The organism is Parcubacteria group bacterium, assembly GCA_016204045.1.
Classification (GTDB): Bacteria; Patescibacteriota; Minisyncoccia; order Phycocordibacterales; family UBA2135; genus JACQLQ01.
Window position 1 is genome coordinate 147,545 of sequence record JACQLQ010000001.1, and the last position, 14,111, is coordinate 161,655.

General features: G+C 48.5%; 15 protein-coding genes. 10 read left to right on the top strand and 5 right to left on the bottom strand.

All coding sequences use genetic code 11. The features are described 5' to 3' along the window. Positions 1 to 8 precede the first annotated feature (8 nt). The 4 genes from rplK to HY455_00870 all read left to right on the top strand — a co-directional run bounded on the left by rplK (position 9) and on the right by HY455_00870 (position 3,370). Positions 9 to 431: a 50S ribosomal protein L11 gene (gene rplK, locus HY455_00855; GenBank protein MBI4118075.1), complete on the top strand. Its 423-nt coding sequence runs from the start codon at positions 9 to 11 to the stop codon at positions 429 to 431. Positions 432 to 541: 110 nt separating this feature from the next. After that, positions 542 to 1,804, top strand: coding sequence for a hypothetical protein (locus HY455_00860; GenBank protein ID MBI4118076.1), 1,263 nt, complete (start codon positions 542 to 544; stop codon positions 1,802 to 1,804). Positions 1,805 to 2,021: 217 nt separating this feature from the next. Beyond that, positions 2,022 to 2,918 (top strand): thymidylate synthase, encoded by an 897-nt coding sequence (gene thyA, locus HY455_00865; GenBank protein MBI4118077.1) that lies wholly within the window; start codon positions 2,022 to 2,024, stop codon positions 2,916 to 2,918. After that, positions 2,915 to 3,370 (top strand): HIT domain-containing protein, encoded by a 456-nt coding sequence (locus HY455_00870; GenBank protein MBI4118078.1) that lies wholly within the window; start codon positions 2,915 to 2,917, stop codon positions 3,368 to 3,370. The genes thyA and HY455_00870 overlap by 4 nt, the downstream gene beginning before the upstream one ends. Positions 3,371 to 3,415: 45 nt before the next feature. Here HY455_00870 and HY455_00875 read toward each other — a convergent pair whose 3' ends face one another. The 3 genes from HY455_00875 to HY455_00885 form a co-directional block, all read right to left on the bottom strand. Beyond that, a complete protein-coding gene (locus HY455_00875; GenBank protein ID MBI4118079.1) occupies positions 3,416 to 4,267 on the bottom strand; it encodes a hypothetical protein in 852 nt (283 codons plus the stop codon). Beyond that, a complete protein-coding gene (locus tag HY455_00880) occupies positions 4,264 to 4,830 on the bottom strand; it encodes an adenylyltransferase/cytidyltransferase family protein (protein MBI4118080.1) in 567 nt (188 codons plus the stop codon). Before HY455_00880 ends, HY455_00875 begins: the two co-directional genes overlap by 4 nt. 71 nt (positions 4,831 to 4,901) lie before the next feature. After that, on the bottom strand, positions 4,902 to 5,429 hold the full coding sequence (locus HY455_00885) for a dihydrofolate reductase (GenBank protein ID MBI4118081.1): 528 nt from the start codon (positions 5,427 to 5,429) through the stop codon (positions 4,902 to 4,904). Positions 5,430 to 5,658: 229 nt separating this feature from the next. Here HY455_00885 and argS point away from each other — a divergent pair, with 229 nt between their 5' ends. The 4 genes from argS (at position 5,659) to HY455_00905 (ending at position 12,057) form a co-directional block, all read left to right on the top strand. After that, on the top strand, positions 5,659 to 7,338 hold the full coding sequence (gene argS / locus HY455_00890; protein MBI4118082.1) for an arginine--tRNA ligase: 1,680 nt from the start codon (positions 5,659 to 5,661) through the stop codon (positions 7,336 to 7,338). A 188-nt stretch (positions 7,339 to 7,526) separates the two neighbouring features. Next, positions 7,527 to 7,823 carry a hypothetical protein gene (locus HY455_00895; GenBank protein ID MBI4118083.1) on the top strand — a complete coding sequence of 99 codons (297 nt, stop codon included), beginning with the start codon at positions 7,527 to 7,529 and terminating at the stop codon, positions 7,821 to 7,823. Positions 7,824 to 7,871: 48 nt separating this feature from the next. Next, complete coding sequence (locus HY455_00900) at positions 7,872 to 11,465, top strand: class I tRNA ligase family protein (GenBank protein ID MBI4118084.1); 3,594 nt, start codon at positions 7,872 to 7,874, stop codon at positions 11,463 to 11,465. A 4-nt stretch (positions 11,466 to 11,469) separates the two neighbouring features. Further along, entirely contained in the window at positions 11,470 to 12,057 is a 588-nt protein-coding gene (locus HY455_00905) for a recombination protein O N-terminal domain-containing protein (GenBank protein MBI4118085.1), read from the top strand. A gap of 80 nt (positions 12,058 to 12,137) precedes the next feature. Here the strand turns inward: HY455_00905 and HY455_00910 are convergent, their stop codons facing one another. Both HY455_00910 and HY455_00915 read right to left on the bottom strand, forming a co-directional pair. Continuing rightward, positions 12,138 to 12,572 carry a hypothetical protein gene (locus HY455_00910; protein ID MBI4118086.1) on the bottom strand — a complete coding sequence of 145 codons (435 nt, stop codon included), beginning with the start codon at positions 12,570 to 12,572 and terminating at the stop codon, positions 12,138 to 12,140. 91 nt (positions 12,573 to 12,663) lie between these two features. Then, complete coding sequence (locus HY455_00915; protein MBI4118087.1) at positions 12,664 to 12,864, bottom strand: 50S ribosomal protein L28; 201 nt, start codon at positions 12,862 to 12,864, stop codon at positions 12,664 to 12,666. A 77-nt stretch (positions 12,865 to 12,941) separates the two neighbouring features. Between HY455_00915 and HY455_00920 the strand changes: the two genes are divergently transcribed. Continuing rightward, positions 12,942 to 13,613 (top strand): site-2 protease family protein, encoded by a 672-nt coding sequence (locus HY455_00920; GenBank protein ID MBI4118088.1) that lies wholly within the window; start codon positions 12,942 to 12,944, stop codon positions 13,611 to 13,613. A gap of 74 nt (positions 13,614 to 13,687) precedes the next feature. Then, positions 13,688 to 14,098, top strand: a complete 411-nt coding sequence (gene rpsL / locus HY455_00925; GenBank protein ID MBI4118089.1) for a 30S ribosomal protein S12 — start codon at positions 13,688 to 13,690, stop codon at positions 14,096 to 14,098. Positions 14,099 to 14,111 lie beyond the last annotated feature (13 nt).

Genomic DNA, 14,111 nt, shown 5'->3' on the forward strand with positions numbered 1-14,111 from the left:
ATCACTATATGGCAAAACTTACACGTAAACTCAAACTACAACTTCCTGCTGGTGCAGCAACTCCTGCTCCGCCAGTTGGTACGGCATTAGGTCCTGCCGGTATTAACATTGGTGAATTTGTCACACGCTTTAACCAAGCGACACAGGACAAGAGAGGAAGCATCATTCCCGTAGAGATTTCTGTCTACGACGACCGAAGTTTCGATTTCATCTTAAAGACCCCTCCCGCTTCTGACCTATTGAAAAAGGCCGCTGGCGTAGAGAAGGGATCTGGCAAGAACACACTCGTTAAGGCAGGCAAAGTCAGCAAGGCGCAAGTTCGTGCTATTGCAGAAGAAAAAATGTCAGATCTGAACGCAAACGATGTGGATCAGGCGGCAAAAATCATTGCCGGAACAGCACGCTCGATGGGTATTGATGTAACTGAATAACTTTTTAACAAAACACGGTCCGACGATCGTCGGACCGTGTTTTGTTAAGGCGTTGTCTTTGTCTCAAAGATATAGTACCTTTGCCGTAGAAATAGTCGCGGGAGCTTACTGTGACTACGCGAACGGAAGTGTCAGTGCCAAGGCTAGAGGACTTCAACATCGCTCCTCGATGCGGGTTCCTGCCAGAGCGAGAGCCGCTCGAATTTTTTCAAGAAGATGGTGCGGGCGGTTACTGGCCATGGGCACGCGGAATTCAAGATGTCGCAAACGTACTCCCGAAACTTTTGACGACAAAACATGTGCGCAGGTGTATTGCAGAGGAGGTCGAAGGCAAGTGGTCTTCACGCGATAATGAAAGAATCCTCAAGCTTTCCAAATCCGCCCAGCACTGCTTAATGCGCGTAGTCTCTTTTGTTGGCAATGCGTGGGTTCATGGTGGCATCATTGATATGTGGGGCAGTAAGGCAGAGGCGCATGTGCCAGAGTGGCTTGCTCAACCTTGGTGTCTCCTCGCAGAAGAGCTGGGCACTACGCCAACACTTTCATATGCGTGGTACGCGCTTCACAATTGGAAGCTTACCGATCCTTCAGGTCCGATCTCGCTTGAAAACGTCGTGCTCATCAATAATTTCCTTGGGGGACTCGACGAAGAGGGATTTGTGAAGGTTCATATCGCCGTCGAGGCCGCTTGGGCCAACCTTCCGCTTGCGACGACGCGTGCTATCAAGGCTGTTTTCGATGACGACCCGAGAGAGCTCGAAGATGCGCTTAAGAGCGTACGAGACGGGCAAAAAGCTGCTCTTCAAGAAATGGAGAAAATGTGGCAATGGTGTTCGCCAAAAGTGTATTATGACCGCGTGCGCCTTCACATTGCAGGATGGCATAACAATCCCGCACTCCCGAATGGTATTGTCTATGAAGGGGTGGAAAAATTTGGAGGGAAGCCGCAGCAATTTGGCGGTGAAACGGGTGCGCAGAGCTCGGGTGTGCCTCTACAATACGCCTTACTCGGTGTTCAGCACGAGGATGATGCATTCCTCAAGTATCTCCTTGGGATGCGGCAACACATGCCGCGCGAACACCGAATGTTTATTGAGAAAATAGAAGAAGTGAGTCGATCAGGGCTTTCTATCCGTGAATACGTGCTCGTGCATAGGATTTCGCATCACTCACTCCTCAAGGTGTATCGAGAGTGCCTCGCCATGCTCGAAGCGTTTCTTGCGCTCCACTACCGGTTTGTTGAGGAATATATTGCTGCGCAGGAGCAAACACTTGCTTTCAACACCACAAAGTACGGGACCGGGGGCACACACGCGCTTCCGTACCTCATGAAGCACCTTGATCGCATCCGAGTATTAAGGGAGGAAACATAACCACCGCCCACGGCACATCCGTGGGTTTTTTATTGACCACGTACGAAGTCGCGAATGCCAATTACAAAGTGATGCAACACGGCATACACCACCTCCTCCTATTTTTTATCAAGAAATTTCTATTTGTCTGTTCGCGTTCTACTTTGTACGTGGTTGACACCGTTATCGCAACTCTATACATTTGAAAAAGAAAAGTAGCAATGAAAAGAGAAAAAAGATGCAACAGTATCTGGATGTCGTCAGAACTGTTTTGACAGAAGGGCAGTGGAAAATGCCGCCGCACGGCATACGTCGTCTCTCCGTCCCGGGGCTTACCATGCGTTTCGATTTGGACGAGGGTTTCCCACTCATCACAACTCGCGATGTGAGGGGTTCGTGGAAGGCAATGCGCGCGGAGCTTCTCTGGCTTCTCTCGGGAAGCACGGATGCGAATGAACTTGCCGAAAGATTCGGCATCAAATTGTGGAAACAATGGGCAACCAAAGAAATTTGCTCGGCGTTTGGTCGTCCGGAAGGGCAGCTCGGCCCTCTTTACGGGCATCAGTGGCGCAATTTCGGGGCAACAGTAAAGAAGACAACTGCTACCGGACATACGCTTGAATACAATCAAGACGGTTTTGATCAGATTGCTTACATGATCAAACTCTTGAAGACGAATCCCGATTCGAGCCGCATTCGCGTGAGTGCTTGGAATCCAAGGGATGTTTGGAAAGAACCAGTGGAAGACTTCAACGAGAACGTATTCATTACCCCGTGCCACGGCACTTTCCAGATTTTTCACGCGCAAGGCGAATTGACGCTCATTCTTACCCAAAACAGTGCTGACGTACCAGTCGGCGTTCCTTTCAACATTGCTGAATACGCGCTACTTCTTAAGATGATCGCACATGTGGTTGGGATGAAGGCAAAATGTCTTGTTCATGTGCTCAATGACGCCCAAATCTACGAGGATCAGATTGATAACATGAAGGAGCTCTTAGGGCGTGAGCCGCTTTCCCTGCCACAGGTGAACATAGTCCGCGATGTAAAAGACATCTTTTCCTTTGCTCCGGATGATTTCGAGCTCGTGGGGTACAACGCGCGTCCAAAGATGAACATTCCGGTCGCTGTATGAGCGAGGCAACACGCGATGCGGTACACATTAATGACTCTTCGCCGAACGAGGATTACAAAAAGGTTCTCCGGAGGATATTGAAAGATGGTGTGTGTCCCTTTTGCGAAGAGCACTTCAAGTACCATGACGAGGCTATTCTTCATCGGGTTGGCGATTGGGTTATCACCAGGAACCAATATTCGTATAAAAACGCGAAGTTAGCACTTCTCATTTTGAATCCAAAGCGGCATCTTGAGAGGTATGAAGAACTTAGCCCCGCGGATCACCTTGCTATCTCAGAGCTCGTCTCTTGGGCAATCCGTGAGTTCCGTATCGAAGGTGGTGGTGTTGCACTTCGCTTTGGCGAGCCCAAGCACACAGGTGCATCAGTGCGCCATCTGCACGCACACCTCATTGTTCCAGAGATTGGGAAAGATGGTAAAGCGATCCCAGTGTACTTTCCGTTTGGATAACAAACATACAACAAAACTCCGTCATTACGACGGAGCTTTTTTAAATCAGATAACCTGCACAATCTCGACACCCTGTGAACGCATGACTGTTTCGCCGTCTAAGCTCGCGTGGCCTGAGCCGAAGAAACATTTGGTGATTCCAGAGAATGCAATAAACTTTGCACACACTGGGCAAGGAAAGGTGGTCACATAGATGTGTGCTCCCTTGAGCGACACCCCTTCACGCGCGGCGCGGACGATCAAGGCCCACTCCCCATGTAGTGTTGTGGAGAGGTCGCTTCTCTGCCCTGCCTTAATGTAGTCTCGTGGATCCCCAAGAGCATACGGCATGTGTTCACTTGGAACATGACGGTTATGTTCCGCAAAGAGGACTGTCTTTCCGGAGACGGCTACTGCCCCCACATGTCTCCACCAGTCGGATGATTTTTCCGCCTCCCCTTTAGCGAGCTCCATCATGGAGCGGTCAAATGCGTCATCAGATGTCCTATCGTGCGTGACGACTTTCTGCGAGAAGACAGAAGCCTCATCCCACCTCAAGAATACTTTGTCGAAGACGGGAGAGGCGTCAGCAAGATATTTTTCGGCGAACTTCCTGGAGATCTCTTCTTGGGGCAATATCACTCTTTTGCCCGCTAAACGCGTTAGTTCGTCCTTTGTAAGAACGCTGACGTTGGCTAGGAACAACGTGGAAATCAGTACTTTTACAACCGCCGGATTCAGTCCGCGTATCTCGGTATGGAGCGGCATTAACTCTCCGACAAAATCTGCCCCAAGGATGAATACTTCACGTCCTCCATCCCCCAGAATCGTACCTGTCACGTTTCTATCGAAGAAATCAACGTACCCCTGATGAAGAACAGGTACGTACGCGACGATCGCAATCTTCTTTTCACTCACAGCTTGCCCAAAAGTTTGGCAATATTGTTTTTCAGGAGATTGCGGATCATGTCAGAGGTAGAAGTCTTCGCCTGCCGAGGAAGGACAATAACTTCTTTTGCTCCGTTGGCTTTGATTTCCTGAATCTGCCAGTCGGGGTAGCTGTCTTCCACCGCGATGAATACATCAGGTTGGACGAGCTTAAGAAGAGCGTATTGCCACTTACCCGCATCATCAACGTCGTCAATCAATGTGACGAGGTCAACGTTCAAGTAGCACAGAAGCTCCATTCTCTCGTCTTCGGGAACAGCTGGGCGGCCCGGGTCCTTGTATAGTTTCATGGTTCTGTCACTATCTACTCCGGCTATCAGCACGTCTCCGTGCTCTAACGCGGCCGCTAGGTAGCGTGCGTGGCCGATGTGATACAGATCCCAAGAGCCGATGGTCATGACGATTCTGTGACCCAACATTCGCCACACCTCTACAACTTGGCGCACCTTATCGTAATCCAGTACGATCTTTCTGCGAAGATGCTTCACTGTATCGCATACCTGAGGTTCTTCCCGTGTCTCGGTCGTACTCACAGTATCCTCTTTTGCTAAGGGTCTAGCAGCATCTTATGGGTAGAAAAAAACGGCGTCAAGATTGACGTCGTTTAACTAACAGCACCCTTTCGTTCGTAGAGAATAAGCGTTGCGCTATGCTCACTTTTGTCATATCGGTTCGCAAAGGCGGCCTTATACGCGATATTCCACTCCGAAGGGTCAAGTTCCGGAAAGAATGCGTCACCTTCCGGCTCGGCATTAACAAGTGTGTAGTAGATGCGCGTGGCGTATGGCAAGAGGAGTTTGTAGATCTCTCCGCCACCAATGACAAAAACCTCACCCGCCTCATTTTCAAGGAGCGTTTCCAATTCTTCGATTGAGTGGGCAACAATACAGCCCGGTGCCGCAAAGTTTGCTTCACGAGCGAGCACAATATTCTTTCTCTTGGGAAGCGGTTTTCCTAACTTTTCTACGATTGATTCATACGTCTTTCGTCCCTGTACCACCGTGCTCTCGGGTTGTCTAGTAGTGAGCCATTTGAAGTGCGCCATGTCATCGGGGAGATGCCATGGAATCTCGCCCTTATTGCCAATGCAACGATTCCTCGCGGCTGCTACGACGATCGAAAGATTTCTCATTCTCGCTCCCTCAACCACACTACGTTCTGTAGTAAGCGTATGGTTTTTTGAAATAAGGTCAAGCCCCCACACCTTTCATGCTGTCGTTGTGCGGAGGACGATGATGCACTGACCAGTATGGAGCTCCGCAGACCGACGTGGAATATATAATTGTTCCCAAAAACAACAGTCCGCAACAGCACGAAAGGTGTGGGGTCAAGTTTAGCACCCCAATAGTGTTAGTGGTATTATGGTACTATCGGTTCAAGTCATGATTCAGGAAAAACTTAAAGAGATGATACAAGAAACGTTGCGTGAACTCGGCATTGAAGCTGGGGACATTCACTTGGAACATCCGACGGAGTTTGTGCATGGAGATTTTGCGACAAACGTCGCTATGTCCGTGGCAAAAAAGGCAAAAACAAATCCTAAGGCGCTTGCAGAGCAGATTGTCGCAAAGATAAATGAGAGCAAAGATAAAGATATCGAAAAAGTTGAAGTGGCTGGTCCCGGCTTCATTAATATCCACCTTTCGCCAGCTTTTTTTGCGGACAGCGTTAAAAAAATCGTGGACCAAGGAGATGTGTGGGGCAAGAATGATGCATTTGTGGGAAAAAAGGTGATGGTGGAATACACAGACCCAAACCCGTTTAAGGAGTTTCATATCGGACACCTCATGTCGAATGCGATTGGAGAATCCATTGCCCGGCTTATTGTATTTGGTGGCGCAGAAGTTAAGAGATCAAATTGGCAGGGTGATGTTGGTCCTCATGTTGCGAAAGCTATTTGGGGAAAGATGCAAAAGCCTGAACTGAAATGGGGCGAGGCGTATACATATGGAGCAGAACACTATGAAGAGCGGAAAGAAGAAATTAATGGGATCAACGAGAGGGTGTATGCCAAAAGCGACCCGACGGTTAACGAGTTATATGAAGAAGGCCGCGCCTCTTCGCTCGCACACTTTGAAGAACTCTATAAAATACTGGGGACATCTTTTGATTATTACTTCTTTGAGGGAAAAGAGGGACTCTTGGGAAAACCAATTGTCGAAGAGTTTCTAAAGAAAGGCATTTTTGAGGAGAGTGACGGAGCGGTCATTTTTAAGGGCGAGCAACACGGTCTCCATACACGTGTCTTCGTGACTTCGCGCGGATTGCCGACCTATGAGGCGAAAGAACTCGGGCTCAACAAAGTAAAGTTTGAAAGGGAGCCGGATTTGGACCTCTCAATTATCGTAACCGCGAACGAGCAAACTGATTACTTCAGAGTGCTGCTTAAAGTGATTGAGCTTATTTTTCCTATTATTGCTGCAAAGACAAAACACATTGCTCACGGTGTCATGAAACTTGCCTCGGGCAAGATGTCCTCGCGCAAGGGGAACGTGATAACAGGCGAGTCGCTCATCTCCGACGTGAGAGCATTGGCGCGGGAAAAGGTTCGAGAGGGAAATCGTGCCCAAGACAATACCGAGGCCCTTGCTGAAGCAATAGCAGTTGCCGCGATCAAATACTCGATATTGAGACAAGGAACAGGCAGAGACATCGTCTTCGATTTTGAACAATCCCTCTCCTTTGAGGGCGATTCGGGTCCCTATCTCCAATACACCCATGCGCGGGCGAAATCGATCTTACGTAAAGCAGGAGAACGCGGGACGGTGTCCACCAAGGAAAACAGAGATGTGGGCGAAGTCGAACGACTACTATATCGTTTCTCAGAAGTTACAGCGCGCGCTGCGAAAGAGTATGAACCGCATTATGTCACGACGTATCTTACAGAACTCGCGGGAGCGTTCAACACTTTCTATGCGAAAGAACGTATTTTAGACGCGGGAGAAGATGCGCCCTATCGCTTGCTTTTGACGCAGGCGGTGGCAACGACACTCAAGAATGGTCTCCACCTCCTGGGCATTAAAGCACCGGAGGTAATGTAATCCCGATAGTGTTAACACGAGTATAGAGCGTTCGCTCACTTGGGGCGTATACTATTGGGTAGGATGTTTTACAAGGTATGAAAATTACGGTCGTGCAAGCACGACCTAACACTATCGGGATGTAACAGCACACTTGCAAAAAACGGTTCGAGGCCGATAATGTGGAAAGAGGGTACATGGGGGCGTATATGGCTGATAAGACCCCAGTTGTTAGATTGCAGTGGGGAAGCAACGGATGGGTTGTCGAAGACGTCACGGAGACGTCTCTCGAGGGGGTTATAGCCATCCTTACTTTTCTCGTAACCAAAGCGCCACGTTTTGTTGCCTCTTATGGGAACATTCGATTTGCAATGGAATCTCCATTCCCCATTGCAGAGAAGATTCGCTCCGTGCTTATACCCGTTGTAGAAGGGTGGGCTCTTTGGAGGGCGAACGATAGTTGTCGCGACGATCTTATTTTTACTTTTGAGAAAGGGCCCCAGTAAGGCCTTTTTTGTTTTTGCATAATGTCTCGAAACTGGTAGTATTTTAATATGTCGAAGGCAGAAGATTCTCAAAAAAAGAGCATTGCTGACCTCGAAAGAGGAATACTCCGCTTCTGGAGTGATAACAAGATTTTTGAGAAGTCCCTTGCCAAGAAGTCTCCTAAGGGCGAGTTTACTTTTTATGATGGCCCTCCTTTTGCGAATGGCTTGCCCCACTACGGTCACATCCTCACTGGTGTTATTAAAGACGCGATACCTCGTTTCCAAACGATGCGTGGCTATCATGTTAACCGTCGCTGGGGATGGGATTGCCACGGCCTTCCTGTCGAGTATGAGATAGAAAAAGAACTTGGACTCAAGACAAAGCGCGAGATTGAGGAATACGGCATAGAAAACTTTAACAAAAAAGCCCGCGAGGCAATCATGCGCTATGCGGGTGATTGGCGCCAAATCATCCCAAAAACAGGGCGGTGGGTTGATATGGATCGCGACTACCGTACGATGGACTCGTCGTACACCGAATCAGTGTGGTGGGTCTTCAAGTCGCTCTATGATAAGGGACTCGTTTACGAAGGCTTCAAGCCAATGCACCTTTGTCCTCGCTGTGAGACAACGCTCTCGAACTTCGAGGTGAGCCAGGGATACAAAGACGTGACCGACATTTCTGTGACGGTGAAGCTACCGTTAAAAAAAGAGCCGGAAACCTCCCTCCTTATTTGGACTACAACGCCGTGGACACTTCCTGGCAATATGGCTGCGGCGGTTAATCCGAGTACCTCATATATCAAATACAAACTTCTTGATACCGAGGTCCCCGCGGGGGAGTTTGTTATTATCGCCAAAGATCGAGGTGCCGAGATCCTCAGAGATAAGAAGTACGAAATAGTCGAAGAATTTACAGGTGACAAACTTGTAGGTCTTTCTTACACCCCACCCTTTGCCTACTACACGGACGCCACACTAAAGCACAAAGGGCATGCATGGAAGGTATACGCAGCAGACTATGTTACAACGACTGATGGCACTGGAATTGTGCATCTGGCGCCAGCGTTCGGAGAAGATGACCTAAGGCTCGCAAAAGAAAACGACATACCTGTCGTGCATCATATTGGAACAGACGGAAGATTCAAAAAAGAAGTTACTGACTTTGTCGGTGAAATGGTAAAGCCCATACAGGATTTGCAGGCAACTGACGTGCTCGTCTTGAAGAACTTATCTCACCGAGGACTTCTTTTCGCAAAAGAGAAGATTACTCACTCGTATCCGCATTGTTGGCGATGCGATACACCGCTTTTGAATTACGCCGCAAGTTCATGGTTTGTAAAAGTGACCGCCATCAAAGATGATCTCATAAAAGCAAACAAGAAAGTTTCATGGGTCCCGGAAGATATTCGTGACGGTAGGTTTGGAAAATGGCTCGAGGGTGCGCGCGACTGGGCAGTGTCTCGTTCGCGGTTTTGGGGAGCGCCAATCCCCGCATGGAGATGTCAAAAATGTGAACGCTTAGAGATCGTCGGCTCACTCACTGAACTGCGAGAGAAGAGTGCGGATTCAGGTAATACGTTCTTCATCATGCGGCACGGCGAGGCGCGAAGTAACAAAGAAGGATTTGTGAGCGCCTCCATCCATGCAGGCAACCACCTTACGGAAAAAGGCAAAAAAGAAGTTGATAAAGCAGCGAAGTTTCTGCGGAGACAAAATATCGATCTCATCATTGCCTCTCCACTCGAACGTACCAAAGAGACAGCGCTTCGCACAGCAAAAAACATCGGGCTCAAAAAAGATAAAGTTATCTTCTCCGACCTCATTCGAGAGGTGGGCGTTGGTGTGTATGAAGGGAGGCCACTTTCAGAATGGCGTTTACAATTCCCTTCATTGGAAGATAAATTTAAAGTGCGTCCGGATGGTGGCGAGAACCTGCCCGACTTGAAGGGGCGCGTTACATCTTTCCTCTACGAACTTGAGCGTAAATATACAAATAAGAACATTCTTATTGTTTCCCATGCTGATCCGCTTTGGGCGCTTTACACGGGGGCACTCGGGTACACGGAAAAACAAGCGATTGAAGCGCATGGGAGAAAGAAGGATTTCATAAAAACAGCAGAAGTAAAAAAACTTCCTTTTGCACCATTACCGCATGACGAAATGCATGCACTCGATTTGCACCGCCCCTACGTCGACGAGGTGAAGTTTAAATGTCTCTGTGGAGGGAAAATGAAGCGCGTACCAGAAGTCTTTGACTGCTGGTTTGAGTCTGGCGCAATGCCGTATGGGCAAATGCACTACCCGTTTGAAAACAAAGACACCTTCGATCCAGAAAAGAAACGGGGATTTCCTGCGAACTTTATTGCAGAGGGACTTGATCAAACAAGAGGCTGGTTCTACTCACTTATCGTCCTTGGGGTTGCGCTCTTTGGAGAGAGCCCATACAAAAACGTCATCACCAACGGTCTCGTTCTCGCGGAAGATGGACGAAAGATGTCGAAACGACTCAAGAATTACCCTGAGCCAACAGATATTATGGCGAAGTATGGTGCGGATGCATTGCGTCTCTATCTCATCTCATCTCCTGTAGTACGCGCAGAAGATCTTCGCTTTAGTGAAGATGGTGTTCGAGAAATACAAAACAAAATAGTGAGTCGCCTTCGAAATGTGGCATCTTTTTACCACACGTATGCCCTTGATGCAGTGAAAGGGACGAGTGTTCCAAAGTCAAACAACGTTCTGGATACATGGATCCGTGTGCGTCTTACTGAAGTAGTCAACAAGGTCACAGAGGCGATGGAGCACTACGAGCTTGATAAAGCCATCCGTCCGATTGGCGAATTTATCGAAGATCTATCGACGTGGTATCTCCGAAGATCGCGCGACCGCTTTAAGTCAAAAGACGATCTTGACCGCAAGAATGCAATAGCAACGACGAGCTATGTGCTGACAGAAATTGCCAAACTCATTGCTCCGTTTGCGCCTTTTGTTGCCGAAGAAATATATCAATCTATTACCTCCAACATGGAGAGTGTTCACCTCGAAACGTGGCCCAAGTATGAACCTCGTTTCCCAATCTGGCCCAATCCGATGGCGCTTTTTCACCGTATTTTCAGATCCCATGGTGACATAAAGATTCTCGAAGACATGGCAGAGGTGCGACGCATTGTGTCAGTGGCTCTCGAAGCTCGCGCAAGCGCGGGTATTAAGGTGCGTCAACCATTAGGGAAACTTACTGTTAAGAACAGTAAGACAAAAATTGCGGGTAATGAAGATCTGCTCACGCTCATTAAGGATGAGGTTAATGTAAAAGAAGTTATTTTTGACGCCGCTCTTGTTACAGATGTCGCACTAGACACAGAAATTACCGAGGAGCTTAGAGAGGAAGGAGTCCTTCGCGACCTCGTTCGCGTTGTGCAAGATCTGCGTAAAAAAGAAGGATTGCATCCTGGAGACTCTGCGACGCTCTTTATACGCGGGGGTGTCCAAGAAGTTCAGTTTATCAAGAAGTTTGAAGAGCAACTTAAAGACTCAACAACCGTCGGCGTCATTGAGTTTCGAGATGATGTACAAGGGGAGGAGGCGAAGATCGACACATTTTTGTTTGCTTTAGCTCTAAACACTCCGACGCTTTCGGCATCTACTAAAAACGAATAGTCTTGTGTATACCATCTTTCACACTGACGCCATTGTGCTTGGGGGTCAAGATCGCGGTGAAGCAAGCCGCACACTCGCACTTTTTACACGTGAGCACGGGCTCATACATGCCCACACCCAAGGCCTTCGTGAGCTCAAGTCAAAACTGCGCTACGCACTACAGGATTTTTCGTGTGCCCACGTTAACCTTGTACACGGCAAAAACGGTTGGAAAGTGACAAGCGCCATCCACAAGCGCTCATTTCTACCTGGGGGTGAAGAGAAGGCGCGACTAGGGGCTATTGTACGTGTCTCAAAACTTCTACGTCGCTTGCTTCCAGGAGAAGAGAAAAACGAAACGTTATATGACGAGATTCTTGAGACTTTTTCCGTAATTAAAAACACACCTCTTAGTGCTGAATATGTTTTTAACATCGAAGTAATACTTGTCATGCGCATCCTCGCGCTCCTTGGGTATTGGGGCGACGATGCTCGGTTTGCTCCTTTTTTGGAAAAAGGCACAACAAGGGAGGAGTTACTCCAACAAATGATGAATATAAAACCTTTTGCTATTCGCGAAATCAACAAAGCGCTTAAGGAGACACAATTATAGTTGGCCCTGGGGGGTCGTATTCAAAACAGTCGCCTTAGTTAGGCGACTGTTTTTAAATTAAAAACCCGCCTGTAGCGGGGTTATGGGGCGGGGAGAACTTTCGTATTCTCTCCCCACGTGAGGATGTATACATTTTTTTGGACATAGACTTCGAAGCGCGTCGCGCCTGGGTCTGCGTAGCGGCCGTGCACAAAGCGGAAAGGCACAAGCTCATCATCGATCGTCACGACGACATCTTCACCCAGTTGCCGTACAATCGTAATCACGCCATTGACCGTTTGACACCCAGATTCTTCGAATACCGAGCGCATTGCATTGAGCCCAAAACGTTTTAGGGTGTTTAGCACGCTGGAGGCCGCTTCTTCATCGAAACAGGCAAAATAGACGTCATCGGTTAAATGTTTTTGTTGACCGATGATATAAGGACCTTCGTGTTCAGCATTTACGACCGGTGTCCAGAGTAGCATCGCGATGCCAACGACCGTCACCTTGAGCAGGGACTGCAAGATGCGCACGGCTTTTCCTCAAGACCAGTACCTAAAAGTTAGCGTATACCCACACTAAGGCTTTTGCAAACAAAAACCACTACGCAGGGGCGTAATGGTTTTAGCGGATTGAAAGGTGCTTCCCTGCCTTAATACACTTTGTGCAGGCCTTCATTCTCTTACCTGAAAGTAATTTTGCCCATTGCAAATTAGGCTGTCTTCGACGCTTTCCTGTTGGGTTGAACTGTGTCGCACGGACCCTGTTAGAGTAACCGCCGCCCATACTAGATTTTTTTTCGCACAATGGACAGATTTTTGCCATAGAAGACTTGGCGGGCAAGTTAGTACGTTCTCTGCTTTGCCCGTTCGTTCCCAAGATGCTATCATACCTAAGTAAATATGGCAATTGAGCTTCTCATTCCCCTTGTTTTGATCCTCATTATCTCGGTCGTCGCACATGAGGTGTCGCACGGGTATATGGCCGAGATGTTGGGAGATCCCACCGCTCGTCTAGAGGGACGCCTCACCCTCAATCCACTGAAGCATCTTGATTTGTGGGGCTCCATCTTGATCCCGCTTCTCCTTATCGTCACGAAGGCCGGGTTTCTTATTGGGTGGGCAAAACCAGTACCGTATAATCCATATAATCTTCGCGACCAGAGGTGGGGAGAGGCAAAGGTGGCCATTGCGGGCCCCCTCGTCAATCTGTGTATCGCGCTTGTTTTCGGACTCCTAATTCGTTTTGGTGCACAAGGTGGGCTTCTCTCAAGTGTTGCCCCTGAAGTAGTGCATCTGCTCGCGTTCGTGGTGTACATAAACCTCTTGCTCGCATTTTTTAACCTCATCCCAATCCCGCCGCTCGACGGGTCAAAGGTGTTGGCGGCAATTTTACCCTTTCATCTAGCAGAGCGATATCGCGCGTTAATGGAGTGGGCACTACAATACGGCTTTTTTGTCACCATTGCGTTTGTTTTCTTATTCCTCTATTTCCTCTGGCCGTTCTTCTTCGCATTTCTCACAATGCTTTTCGAGATCATTACAGACATTCCTTTCGAGGTGTTTTTGGGGTAGGGGGTTTGCATTTTGAAACGCCTTGCTTTATAGTACCTAGTACTTGGCTTCCGTGCCGAGTTTTGTTTTAGCGCATGGCAACAATAAACCAACTGATTAAAAGACCGAGAAGGACACCAAAGAGAAAGTCCAAAACACCCGCAATCGCGCGTGGTTTCAACACGCTCAAGAACAGGCCGGTCTTTTACCCATCTCCTTTTAAGCGTGGTGTGTGTGTGCAGGTTCGTACCACAACCCCTCGTAAACCGAACTCTGCGGTCCGAAAGATTGCACGTGTACGCCTTACTAATGGTCAGGAAATTACAGCGTACATCCCCGGAGAAGGACACAACCTTCAGGAACACTCCGTGGTCCTAGTTCGCGGCGGAAAGGTTAAGGACATCGGCGTTCGCTACACGATCGTTCGCGGTATTCTTGATGCGGCCGGTGTTGATAAGAGGCGCCAGGCAAGAAGTCTGTACGGCGCGAAGCGTCCCAAGAAATAAATCAAAACTCCTA

Excerpts from the sequence above, each read along its gene's own strand:
- HY455_00915 (MBI4118087.1), bottom strand. The coding sequence starts at position 12,864 with ATGGCAAAAATCTGTCCATTGTGCGAAAAAAAATCTAGTATGGGCGGC.
- rplK (MBI4118075.1), top strand. The coding sequence starts at position 9 with ATGGCAAAACTTACACGTAAACTCAAACTACAACTTCCTGCTGGTGCA.
- rpsL (MBI4118089.1), top strand. The coding sequence starts at position 13,688 with ATGGCAACAATAAACCAACTGATTAAAAGACCGAGAAGGACACCAAAG.
- HY455_00870 (MBI4118078.1), top strand. The coding sequence starts at position 2,915 with ATGAGCGAGGCAACACGCGATGCGGTACACATTAATGACTCTTCGCCG.
- argS (MBI4118082.1), top strand. The coding sequence starts at position 5,659 with ATGGTACTATCGGTTCAAGTCATGATTCAGGAAAAACTTAAAGAGATG.
- HY455_00895 (MBI4118083.1), top strand. The coding sequence starts at position 7,527 with ATGGCTGATAAGACCCCAGTTGTTAGATTGCAGTGGGGAAGCAACGGA.
- HY455_00900 (MBI4118084.1), top strand. The coding sequence starts at position 7,872 with ATGTCGAAGGCAGAAGATTCTCAAAAAAAGAGCATTGCTGACCTCGAA.
- HY455_00885 (MBI4118081.1), bottom strand. The coding sequence starts at position 5,429 with ATGAGAAATCTTTCGATCGTCGTAGCAGCCGCGAGGAATCGTTGCATT.
- HY455_00920 (MBI4118088.1), top strand. The coding sequence starts at position 12,942 with ATGGCAATTGAGCTTCTCATTCCCCTTGTTTTGATCCTCATTATCTCG.
- thyA (MBI4118077.1), top strand. The coding sequence starts at position 2,022 with ATGCAACAGTATCTGGATGTCGTCAGAACTGTTTTGACAGAAGGGCAG.